Origin of the sequence: Georgenia sunbinii, assembly GCF_036421875.1 — a bacterium.
GTDB classification, from domain to species: Bacteria; Actinomycetota; Actinomycetes; order Actinomycetales; family Actinomycetaceae; genus Georgenia_B; species Georgenia_B sunbinii.
In genome coordinates this window covers 873,565-896,728 of the sequence record NZ_JAZGOL010000001.1, presented here as the reverse complement: position 1 = coordinate 896,728, position 23,164 = coordinate 873,565, and the positions used below count along the sequence as shown (strand labels likewise).

At 72.4% G+C, this 23,164-nt stretch carries 22 protein-coding genes; 18 read left to right on the top strand and 4 right to left on the bottom strand.

Features of this window, described 5'->3' with window-relative positions:
* Nucleotides 1-1,041, bottom strand: coding sequence for a LacI family DNA-binding transcriptional regulator (locus V2J52_RS04240; protein WP_331226409.1), 1,041 nt, complete (start codon nt 1,039-1,041; stop codon nt 1-3).
* Nucleotides 1,042-1,227: 186 nt separating this feature from the next.
* Here V2J52_RS04240 and V2J52_RS04235 point away from each other — a divergent pair, with 186 nt between their 5' ends.
* The 11 genes from V2J52_RS04235 to V2J52_RS04185 all read left to right on the top strand — a co-directional run bounded on the left by V2J52_RS04235 (nt 1,228) and on the right by V2J52_RS04185 (nt 14,030).
* Nucleotides 1,228-2,748 carry a sugar ABC transporter ATP-binding protein gene (locus V2J52_RS04235; RefSeq protein WP_331226408.1) on the top strand — a complete coding sequence of 507 codons (1,521 nt, stop codon included), beginning with the start codon at nt 1,228-1,230 and terminating at the stop codon, nt 2,746-2,748.
* Nucleotides 2,745-3,785, top strand: a complete 1,041-nt coding sequence (locus V2J52_RS04230) for an ABC transporter permease (RefSeq protein ID WP_331226407.1) — start codon at nt 2,745-2,747, stop codon at nt 3,783-3,785. Before V2J52_RS04235 ends, V2J52_RS04230 begins: the two co-directional genes overlap by 4 nt.
* On the top strand, nt 3,775-4,830 hold the full coding sequence (locus V2J52_RS04225; RefSeq protein WP_331226406.1) for an ABC transporter permease: 1,056 nt from the start codon (nt 3,775-3,777) through the stop codon (nt 4,828-4,830). The genes V2J52_RS04230 and V2J52_RS04225 overlap by 11 nt, the downstream gene beginning before the upstream one ends.
* An 11-nt stretch (nt 4,831-4,841) precedes the next feature.
* Nucleotides 4,842-5,930 carry a rhamnose ABC transporter substrate-binding protein gene (gene rhaS / locus V2J52_RS04220; RefSeq protein ID WP_331226405.1) on the top strand — a complete coding sequence of 363 codons (1,089 nt, stop codon included), beginning with the start codon at nt 4,842-4,844 and terminating at the stop codon, nt 5,928-5,930.
* Entirely contained in the window at nt 5,930-6,280 is a 351-nt protein-coding gene (locus V2J52_RS04215) for an L-rhamnose mutarotase (RefSeq protein ID WP_331226404.1), read from the top strand. Before rhaS ends, V2J52_RS04215 begins: the two co-directional genes overlap by 1 nt.
* On the top strand, nt 6,277-7,437 hold the full coding sequence (gene rhaI / locus V2J52_RS04210) for an L-rhamnose isomerase (RefSeq protein WP_331226403.1): 1,161 nt from the start codon (nt 6,277-6,279) through the stop codon (nt 7,435-7,437). The genes V2J52_RS04215 and rhaI overlap by 4 nt, the downstream gene beginning before the upstream one ends.
* A gap of 35 nt (nt 7,438-7,472) precedes the next feature.
* The gene (locus V2J52_RS04205) at nt 7,473-9,521 is read left to right on the top strand and encodes a bifunctional aldolase/short-chain dehydrogenase (RefSeq protein ID WP_331226402.1); all 2,049 of its coding nucleotides are present in this window, start codon (nt 7,473-7,475) and stop codon (nt 9,519-9,521) included.
* Entirely contained in the window at nt 9,518-11,050 is a 1,533-nt protein-coding gene (locus tag V2J52_RS04200; RefSeq protein ID WP_331226401.1) for a rhamnulokinase, read from the top strand. Before V2J52_RS04205 ends, V2J52_RS04200 begins: the two co-directional genes overlap by 4 nt.
* 72 nt (nt 11,051-11,122) lie before the next feature.
* Nucleotides 11,123-12,373 carry an alpha-hydroxy acid oxidase gene (locus tag V2J52_RS04195; RefSeq protein WP_331226400.1) on the top strand — a complete coding sequence of 417 codons (1,251 nt, stop codon included), beginning with the start codon at nt 11,123-11,125 and terminating at the stop codon, nt 12,371-12,373.
* Nucleotides 12,374-12,467: 94 nt separating this feature from the next.
* On the top strand, nt 12,468-12,875 hold the full coding sequence (locus V2J52_RS04190) for a YciI family protein (RefSeq protein ID WP_331226399.1): 408 nt from the start codon (nt 12,468-12,470) through the stop codon (nt 12,873-12,875).
* 6 nt (nt 12,876-12,881) lie between these two features.
* Nucleotides 12,882-14,030 carry an RNA polymerase sigma factor gene (locus V2J52_RS04185; RefSeq protein WP_331226398.1) on the top strand — a complete coding sequence of 383 codons (1,149 nt, stop codon included), beginning with the start codon at nt 12,882-12,884 and terminating at the stop codon, nt 14,028-14,030.
* A gap of 10 nt (nt 14,031-14,040) precedes the next feature.
* Here V2J52_RS04185 and V2J52_RS04180 read toward each other — a convergent pair whose 3' ends face one another.
* Entirely contained in the window at nt 14,041-15,030 is a 990-nt protein-coding gene (locus V2J52_RS04180) for a DUF4352 domain-containing protein (RefSeq protein WP_331226397.1), read from the bottom strand.
* Nucleotides 15,031-15,084: 54 nt separating this feature from the next.
* Between V2J52_RS04180 and V2J52_RS04175 the strand changes: the two genes are divergently transcribed.
* Nucleotides 15,085-15,669 (top strand): hypothetical protein, encoded by a 585-nt coding sequence (locus V2J52_RS04175; RefSeq protein WP_331226396.1) that lies wholly within the window; start codon nt 15,085-15,087, stop codon nt 15,667-15,669.
* 29 nt (nt 15,670-15,698) lie between these two features.
* Here V2J52_RS04175 and V2J52_RS04170 read toward each other — a convergent pair whose 3' ends face one another.
* Entirely contained in the window at nt 15,699-16,334 is a 636-nt protein-coding gene (locus V2J52_RS04170) for a DUF4203 domain-containing protein (RefSeq protein WP_331226395.1), read from the bottom strand.
* 199 nt (nt 16,335-16,533) lie between these two features.
* Between V2J52_RS04170 and V2J52_RS04165 the strand changes: the two genes are divergently transcribed.
* Both V2J52_RS04165 and V2J52_RS04160 read left to right on the top strand, forming a co-directional pair.
* The gene (locus V2J52_RS04165) at nt 16,534-17,163 is read left to right on the top strand and encodes a ClpP family protease (protein ID WP_331226394.1); all 630 of its coding nucleotides are present in this window, start codon (nt 16,534-16,536) and stop codon (nt 17,161-17,163) included.
* Entirely contained in the window at nt 17,160-17,747 is a 588-nt protein-coding gene (locus tag V2J52_RS04160) for a ClpP family protease (RefSeq protein ID WP_331226393.1), read from the top strand. The genes V2J52_RS04165 and V2J52_RS04160 overlap by 4 nt, the downstream gene beginning before the upstream one ends.
* Before the next feature lie 19 nt (nt 17,748-17,766).
* On the opposite strand, the gene V2J52_RS04155 is transcribed toward V2J52_RS04160, so the two are convergent.
* The gene (locus V2J52_RS04155) at nt 17,767-18,039 is read right to left on the bottom strand and encodes a helix-turn-helix domain-containing protein (protein WP_331226392.1); all 273 of its coding nucleotides are present in this window, start codon (nt 18,037-18,039) and stop codon (nt 17,767-17,769) included.
* Nucleotides 18,040-18,244: 205 nt separating this feature from the next.
* On the opposite strand from V2J52_RS04155, the gene V2J52_RS04150 reads away from it, so the two are divergent.
* The 4 genes from V2J52_RS04150 to V2J52_RS04135 all read left to right on the top strand — a co-directional run bounded on the left by V2J52_RS04150 (nt 18,245) and on the right by V2J52_RS04135 (nt 23,161).
* Nucleotides 18,245-19,228 carry a DUF2332 domain-containing protein gene (locus V2J52_RS04150; protein ID WP_331226391.1) on the top strand — a complete coding sequence of 328 codons (984 nt, stop codon included), beginning with the start codon at nt 18,245-18,247 and terminating at the stop codon, nt 19,226-19,228.
* Between the two features lie 14 nt (nt 19,229-19,242).
* On the top strand, nt 19,243-19,500 hold the full coding sequence (locus V2J52_RS04145) for a ribbon-helix-helix domain-containing protein (protein WP_331226390.1): 258 nt from the start codon (nt 19,243-19,245) through the stop codon (nt 19,498-19,500).
* A complete protein-coding gene (locus V2J52_RS04140; protein WP_331226389.1) occupies nt 19,497-19,874 on the top strand; it encodes a PIN domain-containing protein in 378 nt (125 codons plus the stop codon). The genes V2J52_RS04145 and V2J52_RS04140 overlap by 4 nt, the downstream gene beginning before the upstream one ends.
* A 62-nt stretch (nt 19,875-19,936) precedes the next feature.
* Nucleotides 19,937-23,161, top strand: a complete 3,225-nt coding sequence (locus V2J52_RS04135) for a S41 family peptidase (protein ID WP_331226388.1) — start codon at nt 19,937-19,939, stop codon at nt 23,159-23,161.
* Nucleotides 23,162-23,164: the final 3 nt, after the last annotated feature.

Here is a 23,164-nt window from a genome sequence, read left to right as displayed (position 1 = left end):
CTATCGGCCGAGCGTCGACGCCCGCGCCACGAGCTCTGGGTCGAACACCACGTGCTGGTGCTCGTGCGCGACGCCGTCACCATTGGCCCGCACCTCCTCGAGGAGCAGCTTCGCGGCCATCCGCCCCAGGTCCTTACGCGGCTGGCGCACCGAGCTCAGCGGGATGGTGGCCGCCGCCGCGAAGGCGATGTCGTCGTAGCCGATGAGCGCCACGTCCTGCGGCACCCGGAGGCCGGCCAGCGTCAGGCTCTGCAGCAGGCCGAGCGCGAGCAGGTCGTTGAGGGCGAACACGCCGGTCGGCCGGTCGGCCGCGTCGAGCTCTGCCAGCTCGGTCCCGACCCGCCGCCCCTCGGCGATGGTCAGCGCCGCCGTCGGGATGATCTCCAGCCGTGCCCACCGGCCGTTGCCGTCGGCGAACCCGGCCACCGCTTCCTGCGCCCCGGCCCGCCGCTCGGTCACCTGCCGCAGCGACTCCGGGCCGCCGACGACGGCGATGCGCTGGTGGCCCTGCGCCAGCAGGTGCTCGGCCGCGAGGCGCCCGCCGGTGACGTCGTCCACCGAGACGGAGCACTCGTGGGTCAGCTCGGTGCCGCGGTCCACCAGCACCGCCGGGATGCCGCGCTCCCGCAGCTGCGCGAGCGCGCCACCGGCGGCGTCGACCGGGGAGACGAGCACGCCCTCGGCGCGGATCCGCTCGAACAGGTCGAGGTGGCGCGCCTCCCGCTGGGGGTCCTCACCGCTGTTGGCGAGCATGAGCGAGTACCCGGCGTCGGTGATCACCTGCTCGGCACCGAAGGCGACGTCGGCGAAGAACGGGTTGCCGGCGTCGAGCACGACCAGGCCGATCATCCCGCTGGTGCCCGACCGCAGCTGCCGAGCAGACTCGTTGCGGACGAAGCCGAGCTTGGTGACCGCCGCCTGCACCCGCTCCCGGGTCGCGGGGGAGACCCGGTCGGGGTTGTTGAGCACGTTCGACACCGTCCCCACGGAGACCCGTGCGAGTGACGCGACGTCCTTGATGCTCGCTCGTGCGGCGGCCATCGCCACCCCTTCCTGCTGACGTGTTGCAACGATACAACGCCTGGTGCCGGCACCACCGGCAGGTGGCCGGAGTGTCCGTTATCTTGCTGTGATCGATCAAAGCGTTGACGACACGGTACTCGTGTGAGTACTGTCACGCTCAAGCATTGAACCGATTCATCGTCACGTCAACCAGTGAGGACAGTGATGTCCCAGCAGGAACCGCCCGCCCTTGGCACACCGGTCGTCGCCCTCGACGGCGCGACCAAGAGCTTCGGCGCCGTGCAGGCCCTCCGCGGCGCACGGCTGGAGCTCTACGCCGGCGAGACGCACGCCCTCGTCGGGGAGAACGGCGCCGGCAAGTCCACCCTCATCAAGGTGCTCGCCGGTGTCCATCAGCCCGACTCCGGCAGCCTCACCGTCGACGGCCGCCCCGTGAGCTTCCGCACCACCTCGGACGCCATGGCGTCCGGCATCGCGGTGATCTACCAGGAGCCCACACTTTTCCCCGACCTCACCGTCGCGGAGAACATCTTCGTCGGCCGCCAGCCGCTCGGCGCCGCGCGCACCATCGACCGGCCCGCGATGAACGCGGCCGCCACCGAGCTCTTCCAGCGACTGGGGGTGCCGCTGCACCCCGACCGCCCCGCCCGCGGGCTGTCGATCGCCGACCAGCAGCTCGTCGAGATCGCCAAGGCGCTGTCCGTCGGCGCGCGGGTACTGATCATGGACGAGCCCACCGCGGCGCTGTCCGGCGTCGAGGTGGACCGGTTGTTCGCCGTCGTCCGCGGCCTGCAGGAGCAGGACGCGGCGATCCTGTTCATCTCGCACCGCTTCAGCGAGGTCGAGGCGCTGTGCCAGCGGGTGACCGTCATGCGCGACGGACGCCACGTCTCCACCGACCTCATGAGCGACGTCACCACCGACGAGCTGGTGCGGCGGATGGTGGGACGCGACCTGTCCACCCGCTTCCCCAAGGAGGACGTCGAGCCCGGCGAGGTCGTCCTCGAGGTCGAGGGCCTCACCCGGACGGGCGTGTTCGCCGACGTCTCCTTCCACGTGCGTGCGGGGGAGATCGTCGCCCTCGCCGGGCTCGTCGGCTCCGGCCGCTCCGAGGTCGTGCAGAGCATCTTCGGGGTCGACCCGCGCGACTCGGGCAGCGTCCGCGTCGCCGGTCGCGCCCTGCCGGCCGGCCGCCCGAAGGCCGCGATGGCCGCCGGCTTGGCGCTCGTCCCCGAGGACCGCCGGCAGCAGGGCCTCATCCTCGACCTGTCCATCCAGCGCAACATCACGCTGCCGCGCTCCCGTGCGCTGTCCACCCTCGGCCTGCTCACCGGCCGCAGCGAGCGGCGCTCCGCCGGGGAGTGGGCCGAGCGACTTCACACCCGGTTCGCCCGACTCACCGACCCGGTCGCCACCCTCTCCGGCGGCAACCAGCAGAAGGTGGTGCTGGCCAAGTGGCTGTCGACCGAGCCCAAGGTGCTCATCGTCGACGAGCCCACCCGCGGCATCGACGTCGCCACCAAGGCCGAGGTCCACCGCCTGATGACCGAGCTCGCCGCCGGCGGGGTCGCCGTCCTCATGGTCTCCTCCGAGCTGCCCGAGGTGCTCGGCATGGCCGACCGCGTCCTCGTCATGCGCGAGGGCCGGCTGGCCGCCGACATCCCCCGGGCGGACGCCACCGAGGAGTCCATCATCCGCGCCGGAACTGCCGTGGAGGCAGCATGACGACGACGACGTCGCCCCAGCCCACCATCACCCCGCCCCGTGAGGCCGCCTGGGGCCGCCGGCTGCGCGCGCTGCTCGGCGCCCGCATCTTCGGCCTCGTCCTCGCACTGGTGATCCTCATCGGCGTCACCGCAGCGCTCAACCCCCGGTTCCTGTCGGGGCAGAGCGTGCGCGACATCCTGCTGGCAGCAGCGATCACGGTGCTCCTCGCCTCCGGCATGACGATGGTCATCCTCACCCGAGGGATCGACCTGTCGGTCGGCTCGGTGCTGGGACTGTCCGCCTTCGGCACCGCGACCTTCATGAGCGAGTACCAGCTGCCCATCCCGGTGGCCGTGCTCCTCGGCATCCTCCTCGGGGCGCTGTGCGGTGCCGTCAACGGTGCGCTGGTGACGGTCGGTGGGGTGCCACCGCTGGTCGCCACGCTCGGCACGCTCTACCTCTTCCGGGGAGTCGTCTACTTCTGGGCCGGCGGCTCGCGGATCAGCGCCGGGGACATCCCGCGCGCCTTCCTCGACTTCGGCACCGGCCGGATCCTCGGCATGCCCTACCTCACGCTGATCGCGATCGTCGTCGCCGTCGCCGTCGGGATCCACCTGGCCCGTTACCGGTCCGGACGCGACCTTTACGCCCTCGGCTCCAGCCCGGAGGCCGCGACGCTCGCCGGCATCCCCGCCACCCGGCGGCTGATGACCGCCTACATCGTCGCCGGCATCCTCGCCGGCATCGGCGGCGTCCTCTACGCGGCCCGATACGGCACCGTCGACGCCTCCGCCGGCAACGGCATCGAGCTCGACATCGTCGCCGCCGTCGTCGTCGGCGGGGTCGCGATCTTCGGCGGCAGCGGCACCGTGCTCGGCGCCGCGCTGGGCGCCCTGCTCCTTACCGTGATCAACAACGCCCTCCCCACCCTGGGCATCGACCAGTTCTGGCAGCGCGCCATCGTCGGCGCCCTCATCATCGGCGCCATCGCGCTCGACCGGATCGTCGCGGTCCGCAACGCGAAGGCGTCACGAAAGGCCACCCATGTCGGTTGACAGCCAGCTCCGCACCGCCGACACCGCCCCCACCGCACCGGCTCGCCGCTCGCGGCGATCGCTGGGCTGGGACGCCGCGATCATCGCGGTGACGCTCGTCTTCCTCATCGCCGCCTCGCTCGGCGTCGAGCACTTCGGTACCGCCCGGAACTTCGGCTTCCTCGTGCTCGACCTCGCGCCGATCCTGCTGCTCGCACTGCCGATGACCCTCATCATCATCACCGGCGACATCGACCTGTCGGTCGCCTCGATGGTGGGTCTCACCTCCAGCGCGATCGGCGTGATGTGGGAGGCCGGCCTGCCGCTGGAGACCATCCTCGTGCTCGCCGTCGTCATCGGGGCGGTGCTCGGTGCCATCAACGGCTTCTTCGTCGCCGTCCTCGGCCTGCCCGCCCTCGCCGTCACGATCGGCACGCTCGCGCTCTACCGCGGCCTGTCCTACGTGCTGCTCGGCGACAGCGCGGTGGCGACCTTCCCGCGGGCCTTCACCGGCTGGACGATCGGCTCGGTCGGCTGGATGCCGAACATCTTCCCGGTGCTGCTCGTGCTGGCCGCCGCGTTCGCCGTCGTCCTGCACGCGACACCGGCCGGCCGCTCCATCTACGCCATCGGCGCCAACGTCACCGCCGCCGCCTACGCGGGCATCCACGTCATGCGCACCCGCTTCCTGCTGTTCGTCACCTCCGGCGCCGTCGCCGGGCTGGTCGGTGCGTTCTGGACGATGCGCTACTCCAGCGCCCGCGGCGACAACGCCTTCGGGCTGGAGCTGACCGTCGTCGCGGCGGTGCTGCTCGGCGGGGTGTCCATCTTCGGCGGCAAGGGCTCGCTGCCCGGCGTGCTCGCCGGCGTCGTGCTGCTCATGTCGCTGCAGAACGCACTGCGGCTCGAGCGCATCTCCACCGAGGCGCTGACCGTCGTCACCGGGTCGCTGCTCATCATCTCCGTGCTGCTGCCCAACGTCCTTGCCCGCACCCGCCAGGCCTTGCGCCGGCGCAGACCCGACCAGAACGACCCCGTCCCCACCGCCGCACCCGCGGCACGATGAAAGGAACCGACATGACGAGAACGCAACGACGCACTCGTGCCATCGCCCTGACGCTGGGGGTCAGCCTGGCGCTGGCCGCCTGTGGCGGTACGACGCAGGACGACGCCGACGACGAGCCCACCAACGACGCCGAGGAGACCCAGGACGCCGGGGACGACGGTGACGGCGGCGGCGACGGCGAGTTCGCCGAGGGCCTGGCGATCACCATGCTGCCGAAGTCGGTGAACAACCCGTACTTCGAGACCTCCTCGGTCGGGGCGGAGGCGGTCGTCACCGAGCTCGGCGGCACCTACGAGTACACCGGGCCGTCCGACGCCTCGGCGTCCTCCCAGGTCAGCTACATCAACACGCTGTCCCAGCAGGGCGTGGACGCCATCCTGCTGTCGGCCAACGACCCCAACGCGCTGTGCTCCTCGCTCGACCAGGCCAGCGCCGGCGGCGCCGCGATCGTCACCTTCGACTCCGACGTCGACCCCGAGTGCCGCGACCTGTTCGTCAGCCAGGTGGACGGTGAGGAGGTCGGCAAGGCACTCATCGAGATGGCCGCCGAGCAGGCCGGCGGCGAGGGCCAGATCGCGGTGCTGTCCGCGACCGCCAACGCCGCCAACCAGAACGCCTGGATCGCGGTGATGGAGGAGGAGCTGGCCAGCAACCCCGACTACGCCGACCTCGAGCTGGTCGCCACCGCCTACGGCGACGACGAGGACGAGAAGTCCTTCGCCGAGACCCAGGGCCTGCTCCAGGCCAACCCGGACCTCAAGGTCATCGTCGCCCCGACGACCGTCGGCATCCTCTCCGCAGCCCGCTACGTGCAGGGCTCGGACTACGACGTCGCCGTCACCGGGCTCGGCACCCCCAACGACATGCGCGACTACATCAACGACGGCACCGTCACCGAGTTCGCGCTGTGGGACCCGGGCGCCCTCGGCGAGCTCGCCGCCTGGACCGGCGCCGCACTGGCGTCGGGGATGATCAGCGGCGAGGGCGACACCTTCACCGCCGGCGAGCTCGGTGAGTACACCGTCGGCCCCGACGGTGTCATCGTCCTCGGTCCGCCCACGCGCTTCAACGCGGACAACATCGAGGAGTTCAACTTCTGATGACCGTGCGCCGCTACTGCCTCGTCGCCAGGATCGCGCCCGAGCACGCGGAGGAGTACCGCTCGCGGCACGCCGCTGTGTGGCCGGAGATGCTCCAGGCACTGCACGAGGCCGGGTGGCGCAACTACTCACTGTTCTTGGCACCGGACGGGCTGCTCGTCGGCTACGTGGAGAGCGAGGACCTCGACGCCGCCCAGCGGGCGATGGCCGCCACCGCGGTCAACGCCCGCTGGCAGGCGGAGATGTCCCAGTACTTCGTGGCCGATGCCGCCAGGCCTGACGAGCAGTTCGTCCACCTCGATGAGGTGTTCAACCTCGAGGACCAACGAGAGAAAGCTGATCTGACATGACGGCCACCGCGGCCGGCGCCCTGGGCGCCCTGAACATCGAGCTGCCCTCCTGGGCTTTCGGCAACTCCGGGACCCGCTTCAAAGTGTTCCCACAGGCCGGGGTGCCCCGTGACCCGTACGAGAAGATCGCCGACGCCGCGCAGGTGCAGCGGTACACCGGTGGTGCGTCGACGGTGGCCCTGCACATCCCGTGGGACACCGTCGACGACTACTCGGCGCTGCGTCGGTACGCCGAGGACCTCGGCATGCGGCTGGGCACCATCAACTCCAACACCTTCCAGGACGGGGACTTCAAGTTCGGCTCCCTCGCCTCGCGGGACCCGGCGGTGCGGCGCAAGGCGATCGACCACCACCTGCACTGTCTCGAGGTGATGGCTGCGACCGGGTCGCGGGACCTGAAGATCTGGCTCGCCGACGGCACCAACTACCCCGGCCAGGACGACCTGCGGGCCCGCCAGGACGCGCTCGCCGAGGCACTCGCGGAGGTCTACTCCCAGGTGTCCGCCGACCAGCGCCTGGTGCTGGAGTACAAGTTCTTCGAGCCGGCGTTCTACCACACCGACGTCCCGGACTGGGGCACCGCCTACGCCCACGTCGTCGCGCTGGGGGAGCGGGCGGTGGTGTGCCTGGACACCGGTCACCACGCCCCCGGCACCAACATCGAGTTCATCGTCATGCAGCTGCTGCGGTTCGGGCGCCTCGGCGCCTTCGACTTCAACTCCCGCTTCTACGCCGACGACGACCTCATGGTCGGTGCCGCCGACCCGTTCCAGCTCTTCCGGATCATCGTCGAGGTGCTGCGCGGCGGTGGTCTCGGCGCGGGCTCGGAGGTGGCGTTCATGCTCGACCAGTGCCACAACATCGAGGCCAAGGTGCCGGCGCAGATCCGCTCGGTGCTCAACGTCCAGGAGGCGGTGCTCAAGGCGCTGAACCTCGACCACGCCGCGCTCGCCGAGGCCCAGGCCGGCAACGACGTCCTCGCCGCCAACGGCGTCCTCATGGACGCCTTCTGGACCGACGTTCGGCCCGAGCTCGCGCAGTGGCGGGCCGGTCGCGGCCTGCCGGAGGACCCGATGGCCTCGTTCGCCGCCAGCGGCTACCTGGAGCAGATCGCCGCCGAGCGCGTCGGCGGCACCCAGGCCGGCTGGGGCGCCTGACCGCCCTACCCCACCCCACGTCTTTGGAGACTTCGTTGACCACCCCGTCCGACCTCATCGCCCGTTCCAACCGCCTCGGCGCCGACCCCCGCAACACCAACTACGCCGGCGGGAACACCTCCGCCAAGGGCACCGCCACCGACCCGGTCACCGGGGCCTCGGTCGAGCTGTGCTGGGTCAAGGGCTCCGGCGGTGACCTCGGCACCCTGACCGAGCAGGGCCTGGCGGTGCTGCGGCTCGACCGGCTGCGCGCCCTGGTGGACGTCTACCCCGGCGTGGACCGGGAGGACGAGATGGTCGCCGCCTTCGACTACTGCCTGCACGGCAAGGGCGGGGCGGCCCCCAGCATCGACACCGCGATGCACGGCCTGGTCGAGCTGCCGCACGTCGACCACCTGCACCCCGACTCCGGTATCGCGCTCGCCACCGCCGCCGACGGCGAGGCCCTCACCCGCGAGTGCTTCGGCGACCGCGTGGTGTGGGTGCCGTGGCGCCGGCCCGGCTTCCAGCTGGGGCTCGACATCGCCGAGGTGCAGCGCGCCAACCCGCAGGCCATCGGCTGCGTCCTCGGCGGGCACGGCATCACCGCCTGGGGCGCCACCAGCGAGGAGAGCGAGGCCAACTCGCTGGAGATCATCCGTACCGCCGAGGCCTTCATCGCTGAGCGCACCGAGCGGCTCGCCGCCGAGGGCCGGCACCCGTTCGGCGCCGTCGTCGACGGTTACGAGCCGCTGCCCGACGACGTGCGGCGGGCCCGCGCCGCCGCGCTCGCCCCCGTCATCCGGGGCCTGGCGAGCACCGACCGGCCGCAGGTCGGCCACTTCACCGACTCCGACGTCGTCCTCGACCTCCTCTCCCGGGAGAAGCTCTCGGACCTGGCCGCGCTCGGCACCTCCTGCCCGGACCACTTCCTGCGGACGAAGGTCACGCCGCTCGTCCTCGACCTGCCGGGCGACGCCCCGGTCACCGAGGCCGTCACCCGCCTGCGCGAGCTGCACGCGGCCTACCGGGAGGACTACGCCGCGTACTACGAGCGGCACGCCACCGTCGACTCACCGGCGATGCGCGGCGCGGACCCGGCGATCGTGCTCGTGCCGGGCGTGGGGATGTTCTCCTTCGGCAAGGACAAGCAGACGGCGCGTGTCGCGGGGGAGTTCTACGTCAACGCCATCAACGTCATGCGCGGCGCCGAGGCGATCTCCACCTACGCCCCGATCCCCGAGTCGGAGAAGTTCCGCATCGAGTACTGGGCGCTGGAGGAGGCCAAGCTGCAGCGGATGCCCAGGCCCAGGCCGCTCGCGACCAGGGTCGCGCTCGTCACCGGGGCAGCCTCCGGGATCGGCCGCGCGATCGCCGAGCGGCTCGCGGCCGAGGGCGCGTGCGTCGTCGTCGCGGACCGCAACCTCGAGGGAGCCCAGGAGGTGGCGGCCGAGCTCGGCGGGCCCGACGTGGCCGTCGCGGTCGGCGGCGACGTCACCGACGAGGACGCCGTCGCAGCGCTCGTCGAGAGTGCCGCGCTCGCGTTCGGCGGCGTCGACCTGGTCGTCAACAACGCGGGCCTGTCGGTCTCCAAGCCTCTGCTGGACACGACGGTGGCGGACTGGGACCTCCAGCACGACGTCATGGCCCGAGGCTCCTTCCTCGTCGCCCGGGAGGCTGCCCGGGCGATGATCGAGCAGGGCATGGGCGGGGACATCGTGTACATCGCCTCGAAGAACTCGCTGTTCGCCGGCCCGAACAACGTCGCCTACGGCGCTGCCAAGGCTGACCAGGCGCACCAGGTGCGGTTGCTCGCGGCAGAGCTGGGGGAGCACGGCATCCGGGTCAACGGCGTCAACCCCGACGGCGTCGTCCGAGGCTCCGGCATCTTCGCCGGCGGGTGGGGCGCCAAGCGGGCCGCGGTCTACGGCGTGCCCGAGGAGGAGCTCGGCAAGTACTACGCCGGACGCACCCTGCTCAAGCGCGAGGTGCTGCCGTCGCACGTGGCGGCCGCGGTCTTCGCGCTCACCGGGCCGGACCTGTCCCAGACCACCGGTCTGCACATCCCGGTCGACTCCGGGGTCGCGGCCGCGTTCCTGCGATGACCACGATGCCTGCCGGGCCGGGGGAGCTCCACGCCGCCGTCGACCTCGGTGCGTCCAGCGGCCGGGTGATCCTCGGGCGGCTGTCGGGCGGCAGGCTGGAGACGACGGAGGTCGCGCGGTTCCCGAACGGCGCCGTCACGCTGCCGGCGGCGGGCCGCGACGTGCTGCACACCGACGTCCTCGCCCTGTACCGCGAGGTGACCGAGGGGCTGCGTGCCGCGGTCCGCGAGCACGGTCCGCTGCGCTCGGTGGGGATCGACTCCTGGGCGGTGGACTACGGCCTGCTCGCCGCGGACGGGGCGCTGCTGGGCAACCCGGTGCACTACCGCGACTCCCGCACCGACGGTGTGCCCGAGCGACTGTTCGAGCACCTGCCGGCGGCGTGGCTCTACGCCCGCAACGGGCTGCAGGTCCAGCCGTTCAACACGATCTTCCAGCTGGCAGCTGCCGCCGGCATCGCCCCGTCACGGGCCGGGGTGGGGGCGGCGCAGCTGGCGGCCGCCCGGCGCCTGCTGCTGCTGCCCGACCTGTTCGGGCACTGGCTCTCCGGCGCCGTGGTCGCCGAGGTCACCAACGCCTCGACCACCGGGCTGCTCGACGTCACCTCCCGGCGCTGGTCCGACGACGTGCTGTCCGCCTTCGCCGCGGCCTGCGGGACGGACGTCGCGCGCCTGTTGCCAGAGCTCGTGGAGCCCGGGACGGTCGTCGGCCGGCTACGGCCGGCGGTGGGCGCCGGCGACCCCGCGCTCGTGGCGGTGGGGTCCCACGACACCGCCTCGGCCGTGGCCGCGCTCCCGATGACCTCGACCGATGCGGCCTACATCTCCTGCGGCACCTGGTCCCTCGTCGGCCTCGAGCTGCCCGCGCCGGTGCTCACCGACGCCGGACGCACCGCTAACTTCTCCAACGAGCTCGGGCTCGACGGCACGGTGCGCTACCTGCGCAACGTCATGGGCCTGTGGGTGCTGCAAGAGTGCATGCGCGCGTGGGAGCAGGACGGCGCCGCGATCACCCTGCCCGACCTGCTGACGGCTGCCGGCCGAGAACCCGCGCTGGCGTGCGTCATCGACATCGACGACCCGACGTTGCTCGCTCCGGGGGACATGCCCGCCCGCGTGGTGGCGGCGGCGCGGGCCGCAGGGGAGCGGCAGCCACAGACCCGGGCCCAGATCACTCGGTGCATCCTCGACTCCCTCGCGCTGGCCTACCGCCGCACCGTTCGACAAGCAGCGTCGCTGGCCGGCCGCGAGGTCGGGGTGATCCACCTCGTGGGCGGCGGGTCGCGCAACGAGCTGCTTTGCCGGCTGACCGCCGAGGCCACCCGGCGGCCCGTCGTCGCAGGCCTGGCAGAGGGCACCGCTGCGGGAAACCTGCTGGTCCAGGCGCAGGCGACCGGTGCGCTGGAGCCGGGGCTCGCCGCGCTGCGCGAGGTGGTCTCGGCATCCAGCGTGAGCAGGCGCTACGACCCCAGCGGCCCCGAGGACCCGTGGGCCGAGGCCGAGCGCCGGCTCTTCCCGAGGCGGCGATGACTCGCCGAGCCGCTTCCGTGCCCGCGGGGCGCTACTGTCGCTCCCGTCCCATCTCCCGATGAGGTCCCACCCATGGTCAACCGGCAGTTCCCCAACCCGCGTGAGCTCGTCGAGCTCATCCAGTTCAAGCGGCCCTCCTTCGACGCGAGCAAGCGCCGCCTCGACGCGGCGCTGACGATCCATGACCTGCGGGCGGTGGCCAAGCGCCGGACCCCACGGGCGGCGTTCGACTACACCGACGGCGCGGCGGAGAGCGAGATCTCGCTCAGCCGTGCCCGGCGGGCCTTCGAGGACATCGAGTTCCACCCCTCGATCCTGCGGGACGTGTCCCACGTGGACACCTCGACCACGGTCTTCGGCGGGCCCTCGGCCCTGCCGTTCGGGATCGCACCGACCGGGTTCACCCGCCTCATGCACACCGCCGGTGAGGTCGCCGGAGCCGGCGCGGCGGGTGCCGCCGGTATCCCCTTCACGCTCTCGACGCTCGGCACCACCTCCATCGAGGACGTCAGAGCCGCCAACCCGCACGGGCGCAACTGGTTCCAGCTGTACGTCATGAAGCAGCGCGAGATCTCCTACGGCCTCGTCGAGCGGGCCGCCGCGGCGAAGTTCGACACCCTGTTCTTCACCGTCGACACGCCGGTCGCGGGGGCCCGGCTGCGCGACACCCGCAACGGCTTCTCCATCCCACCGCAGCTGACCATCCGCACCGTCATCGACGCCATCCCCCGGCCGTGGTGGTGGTTCGACTTCCTCACCACCCCCACGCTGAAGTTCGCCTCGCTGTCCTCGACCGGCGGGACCGTCGGTGAGCTGCTGGACTCGGCGATGGACCCCTCGATCAACTACGACGACCTCGAGATCATCCGGGAGATGTGGCCGGGCAAGATCGTCATCAAGGGCGTGCAGAACACCGCCGACGCCACGCGGCTGGTCGACCTCGGCGTCGACGGCATCGTGCTGTCCAACCACGGAGGACGTCAGCTGGACCGCGCACCGGTGCCCTTCCACCTGCTGCCCGACGTCGTCCGCGAGGTCGGGCACCACACCGAGGTCGCGGTGGACACCGGGATCATGAACGGCGCCGACATCGTGGCCGCCATCGCGCTGGGTGCCCGGTTCACATTCATCGGTCGTGCCTACCTCTACGGCCTCATGGCCGGCGGCCGGCAGGGCGTGGACCGAGCGATCGAGATCCTCGCCGACCAGGTCGTGCGGACCATGAAGCTGCTCCAGGTCGCGTCGCTGGCCGAGCTCGAGCCCGGCCACGTCACCCAGCTGCAGCGGCTCGTCCCGCGCCGCACCAGCGCCCCGCCGCGCTGAAGCGACGGGCTGCGCCATGTCGAGAACTGCCGTCCGGCTGCGTCCCAGGAGCGAGCACGACCACAATGGGTCGTACCGCACGAAGGAGATCGTCATGGCCAAGTACCTGCTGCTCAAGCACTACCGCGGTGGGCCGGAGCCGGTCCGGGACGTCCCGATGGACCAGTGGGCGCCGGAGGAGTTCGCCGCCCACATCCAGTACATGTCCGACCTCGCCACCAGGCTCGAGGCCACCGGCGAGTTCGTCGACAGCCAGGCACTCTCGCCGGCAGGCACCTTCGTCAGGTCCGACGGCGAGGGGCGCCCGCCGGTCACCGACGGTCCGTTCGCCGAGACCAAGGACCTCATCGCGGGCTGGATGATCATCGACGTCGACAGCTATGAGCGGGCGCTCGAGGTCGCCGGTGAGCTGTCGGCCGCGCCGGGTGCCGGCGGGGAGCCGCTGCACGAGTGGCTCGAGCTCCGCCCCTTCCTCACCGAGCCGCCGACCGTCACGGAGTGACACCCGGTGGACGAGGCGCTGCTGAGGGTCCTCGCGCCCAGCGTCATCGGCGTGCTGTGCCGCCGCGGAGCTGACTTCGCGGCGGCCGAGGACGCGGTGCAGGACAGCCTGGTCGAGGCGCTGCGGGTGTGGCCCGGTAGCCCGCCGCGCGACCCCAAGGGCTGGCTGGTCGCGGTGGCCTGGCGCAAGTTCCTCGATGCCACTCGCGCCGACGTCTCGCGACGTCGGCGCGAGGAGCGCGTCGCCGCCGAACCGGCACCCGGCGACGCCACTGCGCGGGACGACACGCTGGCGCTGTACTTCCGGTGCGCCCACCCGGCCCTCACCCCCGCCTCCGCCGTCGCGCTCACGTTGCGCGCCGTCGGCGGCCTCACCACCCGGCAGATCGCCCAGGCCTACCTGGTGCCGGAGGCGACGATGGCGCAGCGCATCAGCCGCGCCAAGCGCACCGTCTCCGGCGTCCGGCTCGACCAGCTGGGCGACGTCGCGACCGTGCTCCGGGTGCTCTACCTGGTCTTCAACGAGGGCTACTCCGGCGACATCGACCTCGTCGCCGAGGCGATCCGGCTCACCCGCCAGCTGGCCGCGCTCGTCGACGATCCGGAGGTCGCGGGCCTGCTGGCGCTCATGCTGCTGCACCACGCCCGGCGGGCGGCGCGGACCAGGCCCGACGGCGGACTGGTACCGCTGGCGGAGCAGGACCGCAGCGCGTGGGACACCCGGCTGATCACCGAGGGCGTCGCCGTGCTCCAGCGTGCGCTGGCCCGCGACCGGCTGGGGGAGTACCAGGCGCAGGCGGCGATTGCCGCCCTGCACGCCGACGCCCCAGCGGTGGCGGAGACCGACTGGGTGCAGGTCGTCGAGTGGTACGACGAGCTGGTGCGCCTCACCGACAGCCCGGTGGCCCGCCTCAACCGGGCGGTCGCCGTCGGCGAGGCCGACGGCGCGCACGCCGGCCTGGCCGCGCTCGCCGAGCTCGAACCCGCGCTGCCCCGTCACACCGCAGCGTCGGCCTACCTGCACGAACGGGCGGGGGACCGGGAGGCCGCGGCACGGCTCTATGCCGAGGCTGCCCGGCTGGCGCCGAGCGTTCCCGAGCGCGACCACCTGACCCGCCAGGCCGCCCGCCTCAACGCGGGGCTGCGCGGCAGCTGAGCGCCGACACCTACCCCTCCCCGTAGGCCCACTCCCAACCCGCACCAGAGTCGACGCCGAGCCAGGAGAAGCTCACGGCGCCCGACTCGTCCGGCAGGTCGAGGACGATCCAGCCGCTGACGGTCTCGTCCGGCCCGATCGAGCTCGGGAGCCTGTCCGAGTCGTTCATGCAGGAGTAGCTGGTCCCGACGGGATCGTTGACGCGCTTGCCATCGCCGTCCCAGACGCTGAAGTCATGCTCGCTGATCCAGAACTCGCGGAGCTCCTCGTCAGCGAGCTCGGGGTGGGTCTGAATCTCGAAGTGGAGGCCGACGAAGTGCCCGTTGGACGAGGCGTCTGCCCAGGACGAGGTGCACGTGATGTCGACGTCGATCTCGGTGACGGCAAAGTCGACGATGGTGTCGCCGTTGCGGGCGGTGATTCCGCTGGGCTGTCCCAACCCCTTGACCAGATTCCCGCGTGACGAAGTGACGGCTTCGCCGTAGGGCGATTCCTCGACCTCGGGCAGGTCGTAGCCGGCCGCAACGCACTCCTCACCAATCTGGGTGACGGTAGCGGTGATCTGGCTCGTGTCGGAGCTGATCCGTTCACCACCGGTCGTCATCGCCGCGGAGATCTCGGCGAAGGGTGCGCGCAGCAGCTCGATGGACGTGGCGAGATCTGCGGGCGCGATAGCGATGACCGCCCGCAGATCTGAATCCATGACGAGGTATGGCTGCGCGAGCTCGCTGTCGAGCTCTTCCGGAAGGTCGATCAGCAGTTCCGGGATGCGATCAATGACGGAGGTGGCCCCACCGTCGAACAATGCCGCACAGACGGCCAGCGGGTCATGGGTCGGTTCCTCGGTGGTGGGTTCAGCTGTCGGTTCCTCTTGTACGACGTCGGCGCCGATTGACGCCGGGGGAGTCGCCACGTCCTCACTCCCACCACTACCGCCTCCGCAGGCGGTGAGCAGCAGGACACTTGCCCCAAGGGCAGCAGCAACACGGTTGATGTTCATGGCCGAACTGTCCCACCGACCACTGACAAACCGCCGGGCTTCAAGGGCACGCGCGTGACCGCACGAATTGCCTCAGGCCGCGACATCCGGAAACACTCGTGCCCTATGGAGAGCCAGCCGAGCCGACACCATCCTTCCCCAGTGCTGCCCGCCGAGGAGGTGCGCACCATCCTTATCGCGCGCAACGGCGACGCCGGTGCGCGCGGCGGGTCGATCGGCGGCGCGATCGGTGGCTCGATCGGCGGCGGCGGTGCGCTACCGGGAGCCGTTGGGGGCTCGTCGGGCGGGAGAGCCGGCGGGCGTCTCGGGGCCAAGCTGTTCACCCGAGTCATGGGCCAGAGCCGCACCCTCCCGGTTCCCTACACCCGGCACGCCCACGCCACGATGCACCGCGGACTCGCCCCTGCCCTCGTGTCGGAGGCGCGGGCCGGCGGACAGGTGCAGGGCGTTCTGGTCGGTCTGGTCGGAACGGGCTGGTGGAACATGAACTCGGCGGTGATCCAGGTCGTGTGGTTCCCGGACCGGGCGGAGGTCACCGCCCATGCCCTGGAGGGTCTGGTGAACCAACGGTCGGTGCCCAGGGCGCTGGACGTGGTCGAGCATCTGCTCTCGCCGTACCTCAGTCACCGTCGCCACTGACGGAGCAGGCCCTCCGATCGCCGCCGGCCCTACCGCCCAGCCGCCGCCCAGGAGTCGCGGACCGTGCTCAGCCGGCGACGGCGCGCGGCGCTCAGCTGGACCACGATCCCGACGACGGCGAGCACCAGCTGACCGACGTACCAGACCGGCTGGTCGGCGATGCGCAGCGGTGTCTGCGCCAGGGCGTCGAGGTCCAGGGCATCGAGCAGCAGCAGGAGCCCGCCGACCGCCACGCCGGCCCCGGTGAGGGCACTGACCACGACGAGGACCAGCTCGGGCAGGTTGGTGGCGACGGCGAGGAGGCCGAGCACGACGCCACCGGCCACCCCGACGCCGGTGAGCAGCCACGGCTCCGATGCGCCCAGCGCGGCGGCGAGGGTCTGGCCGAGCACGAACCCCATCGAGGCGAACCCGAGGACGACGGCGACCGCGAAGAACAGGTAGGCGAGTGCCGCGAACACCAGCGCGAGGACGATCGCGGCGACCCAGCCGAGGGCGGTGGCCAGGTACCCCTGGTCGGTGAGGGCGACGACGAGCACCGCACCGAGCCCGAACCCGACGAACGCACCCCACAACGCGAGCAGCACCCGCATCGCGCCGCGGCCGCGGAAGCACAGCAGCATGCCGATCACGAGGGCGAGCACGCCCACGACGACGTCGGTCATGGTGGTCTCCGTCAGGTCGGTGAGCGCTCGGCCCTGGACCGGACCGGCGCGTCACCCGATTGTGCCCGCCGACGGCTCGTCAGCGGTAGCGACCGCCGCTCAGCGCGGTCAGACCCCGCCCGTCCCGCGCTGCCAAGAGCAGATCTGCCCACAGCAGCACGGACGCCCAACCACCGCGCGGGCGGAGCAGGCTGGTGCCATGACCGACACCGACAAGCCCCCACTGTTCGACCGGCAAGCCCGGCACCGGCTCTACGAGGAGCGCGTGCTCGTGCTCGACGGCGTGCTGGACGACGACAACGGCACCCTGCTGGCCACCCAGCTCATCTCGCTGGCCGCCCAGGACCCGTCGCGCGACGTGGCGCTGTGGATCCACTCGCCGGGCGGCTCGGTGCCCGCGATGCTCGCCATCCGTGACGTCATGCGGCTGGTGCCGTGCGACGTCGCGACCCTCGCGCTGGGGATCGCGTGCAGCGCCGGCCAGTTCCTGCTCTCCGCGGGGACACCGGGCAAGCGGCGCGCGCTGCCGCACTCGCGGATCCTCATGCACCAGGGCTCGGCGGGCATCGGCGGCAGCGCCGTGGACATCGAGCTGCAGGCCGGTGACCTGCGCCAGACCCGCGACACCGTGCTGGGACTCATCGCCGCCGACACCGGCCAGCCGGCCGAGCGGGTCTTCGAGGACTCCCTGCACGACCGCTGGTTCACCGCCCGGCAGGCACTGGACTACGGCTTCATCGACACGATCGTCGCCGACTTCGACGACGTCGCCCCGCACGGCCGCGAGCCTGCGGGCTTCGGCGCCGCGGCCGGGAGGGGAGCACGATGAGCAGCTATACGATCCCGAACGTCATCGCCCAGCACCCGCGCGGCGAGCGGGTCATGGACGTCTACTCCCAGCTGCTCACCGAGCGGATCATCTACCTGGGCACCGCGATCGACGCCGGCGTCGCCAACGCCCTCATCGCCCAGCTGCTGCACCTCGAGGCGGACAACCCCGACGCCGACATCCAGCTGTACATCAACTGCGAGGGCGGCGACCCGAGCGCGATGCTGGGCATCTACGACACGATGCGCTACATCCGCCCGCAGGTGGCGACCAGCTGTGTGGGCCAGGCGGTCGCCGTCGGCGCGGTGCTGCTGGCCGCCGGGGCGGCGGGCAAGCGGGTCGCGCTGCCGCACGCGCGGGTCATCCTCCACCAGCCGGCCGCGCAGGGCCGGGGCTCGATCCCCGACCTCATCCTGCAGGCCGACGAGGTGGTCCGGATCCGCGGCGACATCGAGGCGATCCTGTCCCGCCACACCGGGCAGAGCGTGGCGACGCTGCGGGCCGACACCGACCACGACCGCGTGTTTACCGCGACCACTGCCCGCGACTACGGTCTGCTCGACCAGGTGATCGACCAGCGCTGACGGTGCCCGGCGGCGGTCGCTACGCGGCGAGCGTGAACGTCGCGCGGCAGGTGGGGCCGCCGGCCAGCCGGCCGGGCCGCACCGTCCGCAGCCCCTCGGTCACCGCCGCGGTCAGGTCCAGCAGCGTGAGGTCGAGCGCGCCGGCGACGGCGGCGATCATCTCGCTCGACGGCTCCTTGACGCCGCGCTCCATCTCCGAGAGGTACTGCGGCGACACCCCGGCCCGCCGCGCGGTCTCGCCCAGCGTCTCGCCACGCTCGTGGCGCGCCTGGCGCAGCTCGTCACCGACCATGTGCCGCCACAGCGGCTCCCGGGCGGGCCTGGCGGGACGCGGCTCGCCTCGCGGGGGTGGGCACGGGACGGAGCGGTACGACGGTGTCGGCCATGCCTCAATCTAGAACGGGGCCCGACGGCGGAGCAGACGTTTCGCCCAGAGCGGAGGCGGCGAGGGCATCAGCCGCCGAGGACCGTCACCCGCGATGCGCCAGGATGGGCCGATGGACCCGACCATCCACCTGGGACAGCGGCCGATGGCCGACGGCTACCGGATCTTCGCCGAGCGGGAGGCCTGCGGCGTCTCGCCGGTCTACGAGGACTGGGCGCGACGCCTCGCCGACGACGACGCCGTCCTGGCCCAGCTCGAGACGCTGCAGCGGGCCAAGCGACAGCCGAACCTGGTGTTCGCGGCGGCCCGGTGGCACGGTGCCCGGGACAGCTACGACTCGTTGCGCACCACCCTGCTCGACCGCTGGCAGGACGTGCAGGGCACCGTGCTGAGCCGGGCCACCCAGACCAACGAGGCCGCGCGGTGCGCCGTCCTGCTGCCCTTCCTCGCCGAGCTGCCGCAGCCGCTCGCCCTGATCGAGGTCGGCGCCTCGGCGGGGCTGTGCCTGCTGCCGGACCGCTACTCCTACCGGTACGACGACGGCACCTCGCTCGATCCCGTCGCCGGTCCGTCCGACGTGGTGATCGACTGCCACCTCGGCGAGGGGATCGCCCCGCCGCCGGCCATGCCCGAGGTGGTGTGGCGGGCCGGGCTCGACCTCAACCCGGTGGACGTCACCGACGACGACGCCTGCGCCTGGCTGGAGACGCTTGTCTGGCCGGGTCAGGAGGATCGGCGCCGGCGACTCAGTGCCGCCCTGGGGGTGGCCCGCCGGGAACCGCCTCGAGTGATCACCGGCGACCTTCTCGAGGCGTTGCCCGCGCTCGCGCAGGAGGCGCCGACGGACGCCACGCTCGTCGTCTTCCACAGCGCGGTCCTCGCCTACGTCGAGGCCGACGCGCGCGAGCGGTTCGTCGAGCTGGCCTCGGGCCTGCCCGGGCACTGGATCAGCAACGAGGGCCCGGCGGTGCTGCCCGGTCTCGCCCGGGAGGCGCGCCGCGGGGACGGCAGGTTCCTGCTCGCCGTCGACGGCGAGCCGCGGGCGCTGACCGACCCGCACGGACGCTCGGTGGCCGCGTTGAGCGCGATCTCGTGATGTAGGCTTACATCATGCTTCGGACGCAGATCTCGCTGACCGTCGAGGAGCGGCGGCTGCTCGACGCAGAGGCGGCGCGGACTGGACGGTCGATCTCCGCGCTCATCCGCGATGCCGTCGCCCAGGCCTACGGCCCGCGGCGAGATGCCGAGGGTGACCTGCGGGCGATCGATGCCGCGCTGGGCGCCTGGGACCTGCCCGACGTCGACGGTCAGGCGTACGTGGAGCACCTGCGCTCCGGTGCGCGGCTGGACGACGCGGCCGCGAGATGACGGTCCTTGTCGATACCTCGATCCTCATCGACGTGCTCCGCGGGGAGCGGGCAGCAGCCACCGCCCTGCGCGACGCGCGCGCGAGCGGTGTGCTGCACGCGAGCGAGGTGACGAGGGTGGAGGTGCTCGCCGGGATGCGCCCCCAGGAGTCGGACGCCACCCGGGCGCTGTTCGGCGCCTTCGCCTGGCATCCGCTGGACGAGCGAGTCGCCGACATCGCCGGTGACCTGGGCCGGCGATGGCTGCCCAGCCATCGTGGCATCGACTCGGCCGACCTCGTCATCGCCGCGACCGCGATCGCCATCGACGCCCGGTTGCTCACCCGAAACGTCAAGCACTTCCCGATGTTCCGCGGGTTGGCTGCCCCGTGCTGACCTCTCCCGGCTGGCCGGGTATCCCCGTGACCCGGGCCACCCGCGGCCGCTAGGTTGGCGACATGACTGCTGCGTACCAGCGTTACCCGCACATCCACGGCGACCTGGTGACGTTCGTCGCCGACGACGACGTCTGGCTCGCCCCGACCGACGGCGGCCGCGCCTGGCGGCTGACCTCCGACCGGTCGCCGGCCGCGCAACCACGGTTCTCCCCGGACGGGCAGCACGTCGCCTACGTCTCCCACCGCGACGGGCACCCGGAGGTGATGGTCGTCGACCTGGCCACCGGCGGTGCGCGGCGGCTGACGTGGTGGGGCGCCGGGCGTACCCTCGTGCTCGGCTGGACCGCCGACGGCCGGGTGCTGGCTGCCTCCCACGCCGGCGAGGCGAACCTCCGCCACCTGGTGGTCAAGGCGGTCGCCCTCGACGGCGCCGTCGAGCGGCTGGACCTGGGACCGGCGTCCGGGGCTGCCGTCGCCGACGACGGGACGGTCGCGCTCAGCACTCCGGGCAGCCGGGTGCCGGCGCACTGGAAGCGCTACCGCGGCGGCACGGCAGCCCGGCTGTGGCTGCGCACCGACGGCGCCTGGCGCCAGCTGCTGGCCGACGAGCCGGCCGGGCTGGTGGACCCGATGTGGCTGGGGAGCCGGCTGGCGTTCGTCTCCGACCGCGCCGCCCGGTTCCCCGACCGCGCCGACGAGCAGGCCAACCTGTGGCTGTGGGACTCGCCCGGCGACGGCGAGCCCCGTCAGGTCACCCGGCAAACCGCCGTCGAGGGGTACGTCCGCGACGCCACCACCGACGGCCGCCGGGTGGTCTGGCACAGCAGGGGCCGGCTGTGGATCCTCGACGACGTCGACTCCGCGGCCCGCCCGCTGGACGTCAGCGTGCCGGCCGGTGCGCCGTCGTCGTTCGCGGCGAAGCCGACGGAGAACCTCGACCGCCTCGTGCCCGACCATGGCGGCGACGCCAGCCTCGTGGGCTGGCGGGGCAACGCCTTCTGGCTCAGCCACCGCGAGGGACCGGCGCGGGCGCTGGTCGCCGACTCCGCCGTCCGGGTCCGCGAGCCCGCCCTGCTGGGCCGGACCGGGGACGCCGTGCTGGTGACCGACGCCGCCGGGGAGGACGCGCTGGAGATCCACTCGCTGACCGCCGGCACCGAGCCGCGCCGGCTGGCCGCGGGAGTGCTGGGCCGGGTGCTGCACCTGGCCAGCGACCCCGCCGGCACGCGCGTGGTGACGATCTCGCACGACGGCGCCATCCGGCTGCTCGACCTCGAGACCGAGCAGGTCACCGAGCTCGGCACGTCGACCGAGGGGGAGGCCCAGCACCTGGGCTTCTCGCCGGACGGCCGCTACCTGCTGTGGTCCCAGCCCACCGGCCTGGAGGGCGAGCTGCACCAGCTGCGGATGGTGGACCTCACCGCCGGCGACGCCACCCCCGTGGCGCTCACCTCCGGCAAGTATCACGATCACAGCCCGGCCTTCAGCGCCGACGGCAAGTTCGTCGTCTTTCTCTCCGACCGCACCTTCGACCCCAGCTACGACAACCAGGAGTTCGCGCTGTCCTTCAGCGGCTCCACCCGGCCGTGGCTCATCCCGATCTCCGCGCGCGAACCCGCGCCGTTCGGCCCCAGCGCCGACGGCTGGCGGATCAGCAAGCCCACCGACCGGCCGGTCGGCAAGGACGACGCGGCGACGTCGCAGGTGACGTGCCCGGACCTCGACGCCGACGGCGCGGAGGAGCGGATCGTGCCCTTCCCGGTGCCGTCCGGGGACTACCGCGACCTGCGCGCCGCCGCGGGCGGGGTGCTGTGGGTGAGGAAGGCCGGCGAGACCGGCGAGCTCGGCAGTCGGCGCGCCGGCGTGGTCGGCGAGCCGGCCACCGACTCGCTCGAGCACTGGTCCTTCGCCGAGCGCAAGCTCACCACGGTGGCGGAGAAGGTCGACAGCTACGCCGTCTCCGGGGACGGGCAGCGGGTGGTGCTGCGGCACAAGGACGCCGTCACCGTGCAGCCCGCCGACCAGCAGCCGCCCAAGGACGACGACGGCGCGGTCGTCACCGTCGACCTGGCGCGGCTGCGGTTCGACGTCGACCCGGCCGCCGAGTGGCGGCAGATGTTCGACGAGAACCACCGCATCATGCGCGACCACTTCTGGCGCGCCGACATGGACGGCGTCGACTGGGACGCCGTCGGCGAGCGGTGGCGCCCGGTGGTGGACCGGCTGCGCACCCACGACGACCTCGAGGACCTGCTGTGGGAGGTGGGCGGCGAGCTCAACACCTCCCACGCCTACGTGATGCCGTCCGGTCCGGCCGGGGACGAGCAGCGCCGGCTCGGCCTGCTCGGCGCCGACCTGCTTCCTGCCGAGGCGGGCTGGCGCATCGAGCGCATCCTGCCGGGGGAGTCGTCCGACCCCGACGCCCGCTCGCCGCTGCGTGCCGCCGGGGTGGACGCGCAGCCAGGGGACCTGGTAGTCGCCGTCGACGGCGTGCCGGTGGATCATGCGTTCGGGCCCGCGCGCCATCTCGCGGGGACGGCGGACAAGCCGGTGGAGCTCACGCTGCGGCGCGGTGGTGAGGACCGGCGGGTCGTCGTCGTCCCGCTGACGTCCGAGGAGACGCTGCGCTACCAGGACTGGGTGCGCTCGCGCCGCGAGTACGTGCACGAGCACGGCCACGGCAGGCTGGGCTACCTGCACATCCCGGACATGATCGCCACCGGCTGGGCGCAGCTGCACCGGGACCTGCGCCACGCCTCGCGCGCCGAGGGACTGATCGTCGACGTCCGCTACAACCGTGGCGGGCACACCTCGCAGCTGGTGCTCTCCCGGCTGGTCGCCAGGGTGCTGGGCTGGGCAACCGCCCGGCACTTCGACTCGGCGATCCCGTACCCCACCCAGGCGCGGCGGGGGCCGGTGGTGCTGGTGGCCAACGAGTTCAGCGGGTCCGACGGCGACATCATCAACGCCGCCGCGCAGGAGGTCGGCCTCGGCCCGGTGGTGGGCGTGCGCACCTGGGGCGGGGTGGTAGGCATCGACAGCCGGTTCTCGCTGGTCGACGGCACCACGGTCACCCAGCCGCGGTTCGCGTTCGCGTTCCCGGGCAAAGGCTTCGGCGTGGAGAACCACGGCGTGGAGCCCGACATCGAGGTGGCGTGCTCACCGGCGGACTTCTTCGCCACGGAGGACAAGCAGCTGGACCGGGCCATCGCGGAGGCCTTCGACCTGCTGGTGCGGACACCGGCCGCGCAGCCGCCGGAGATCCCGGAGCCGAAGGTGCGGTGAGAG

Excerpts from the sequence above, each read along its gene's own strand:
- V2J52_RS04215 (WP_331226404.1), top strand. The coding sequence starts at position 5,930 with ATGACCGTGCGCCGCTACTGCCTCGTCGCCAGGATCGCGCCCGAGCAC.
- V2J52_RS04170 (WP_331226395.1), bottom strand. The coding sequence starts at position 16,334 with ATGACCGACGTCGTCGTGGGCGTGCTCGCCCTCGTGATCGGCATGCTG.
- V2J52_RS04160 (WP_331226393.1), top strand. The coding sequence starts at position 17,160 with ATGAGCAGCTATACGATCCCGAACGTCATCGCCCAGCACCCGCGCGGC.
- rhaI (WP_331226403.1), top strand. The coding sequence starts at position 6,277 with ATGACGGCCACCGCGGCCGGCGCCCTGGGCGCCCTGAACATCGAGCTG.
- V2J52_RS04200 (WP_331226401.1), top strand. The coding sequence starts at position 9,518 with ATGACCACGATGCCTGCCGGGCCGGGGGAGCTCCACGCCGCCGTCGAC.
- V2J52_RS04230 (WP_331226407.1), top strand. The coding sequence starts at position 2,745 with ATGACGACGACGACGTCGCCCCAGCCCACCATCACCCCGCCCCGTGAG.
- V2J52_RS04190 (WP_331226399.1), top strand. The coding sequence starts at position 12,468 with ATGGCCAAGTACCTGCTGCTCAAGCACTACCGCGGTGGGCCGGAGCCG.
- V2J52_RS04235 (WP_331226408.1), top strand. The coding sequence starts at position 1,228 with ATGTCCCAGCAGGAACCGCCCGCCCTTGGCACACCGGTCGTCGCCCTC.
- V2J52_RS04155 (WP_331226392.1), bottom strand. The coding sequence starts at position 18,039 with ATGGTCGGTGACGAGCTGCGCCAGGCGCGCCACGAGCGTGGCGAGACG.
- V2J52_RS04225 (WP_331226406.1), top strand. The coding sequence starts at position 3,775 with ATGTCGGTTGACAGCCAGCTCCGCACCGCCGACACCGCCCCCACCGCA.
- V2J52_RS04165 (WP_331226394.1), top strand. The coding sequence starts at position 16,534 with ATGACCGACACCGACAAGCCCCCACTGTTCGACCGGCAAGCCCGGCAC.
- V2J52_RS04150 (WP_331226391.1), top strand. The coding sequence starts at position 18,245 with ATGGACCCGACCATCCACCTGGGACAGCGGCCGATGGCCGACGGCTAC.
- V2J52_RS04135 (WP_331226388.1), top strand. The coding sequence starts at position 19,937 with ATGACTGCTGCGTACCAGCGTTACCCGCACATCCACGGCGACCTGGTG.
- rhaS (WP_331226405.1), top strand. The coding sequence starts at position 4,842 with ATGACGAGAACGCAACGACGCACTCGTGCCATCGCCCTGACGCTGGGG.
- V2J52_RS04240 (WP_331226409.1), bottom strand. The coding sequence starts at position 1,041 with ATGGCCGCCGCACGAGCGAGCATCAAGGACGTCGCGTCACTCGCACGG.
- V2J52_RS04145 (WP_331226390.1), top strand. The coding sequence starts at position 19,243 with ATGCTTCGGACGCAGATCTCGCTGACCGTCGAGGAGCGGCGGCTGCTC.
- V2J52_RS04195 (WP_331226400.1), top strand. The coding sequence starts at position 11,123 with ATGGTCAACCGGCAGTTCCCCAACCCGCGTGAGCTCGTCGAGCTCATC.
- V2J52_RS04140 (WP_331226389.1), top strand. The coding sequence starts at position 19,497 with ATGACGGTCCTTGTCGATACCTCGATCCTCATCGACGTGCTCCGCGGG.
- V2J52_RS04180 (WP_331226397.1), bottom strand. The coding sequence starts at position 15,030 with ATGAACATCAACCGTGTTGCTGCTGCCCTTGGGGCAAGTGTCCTGCTG.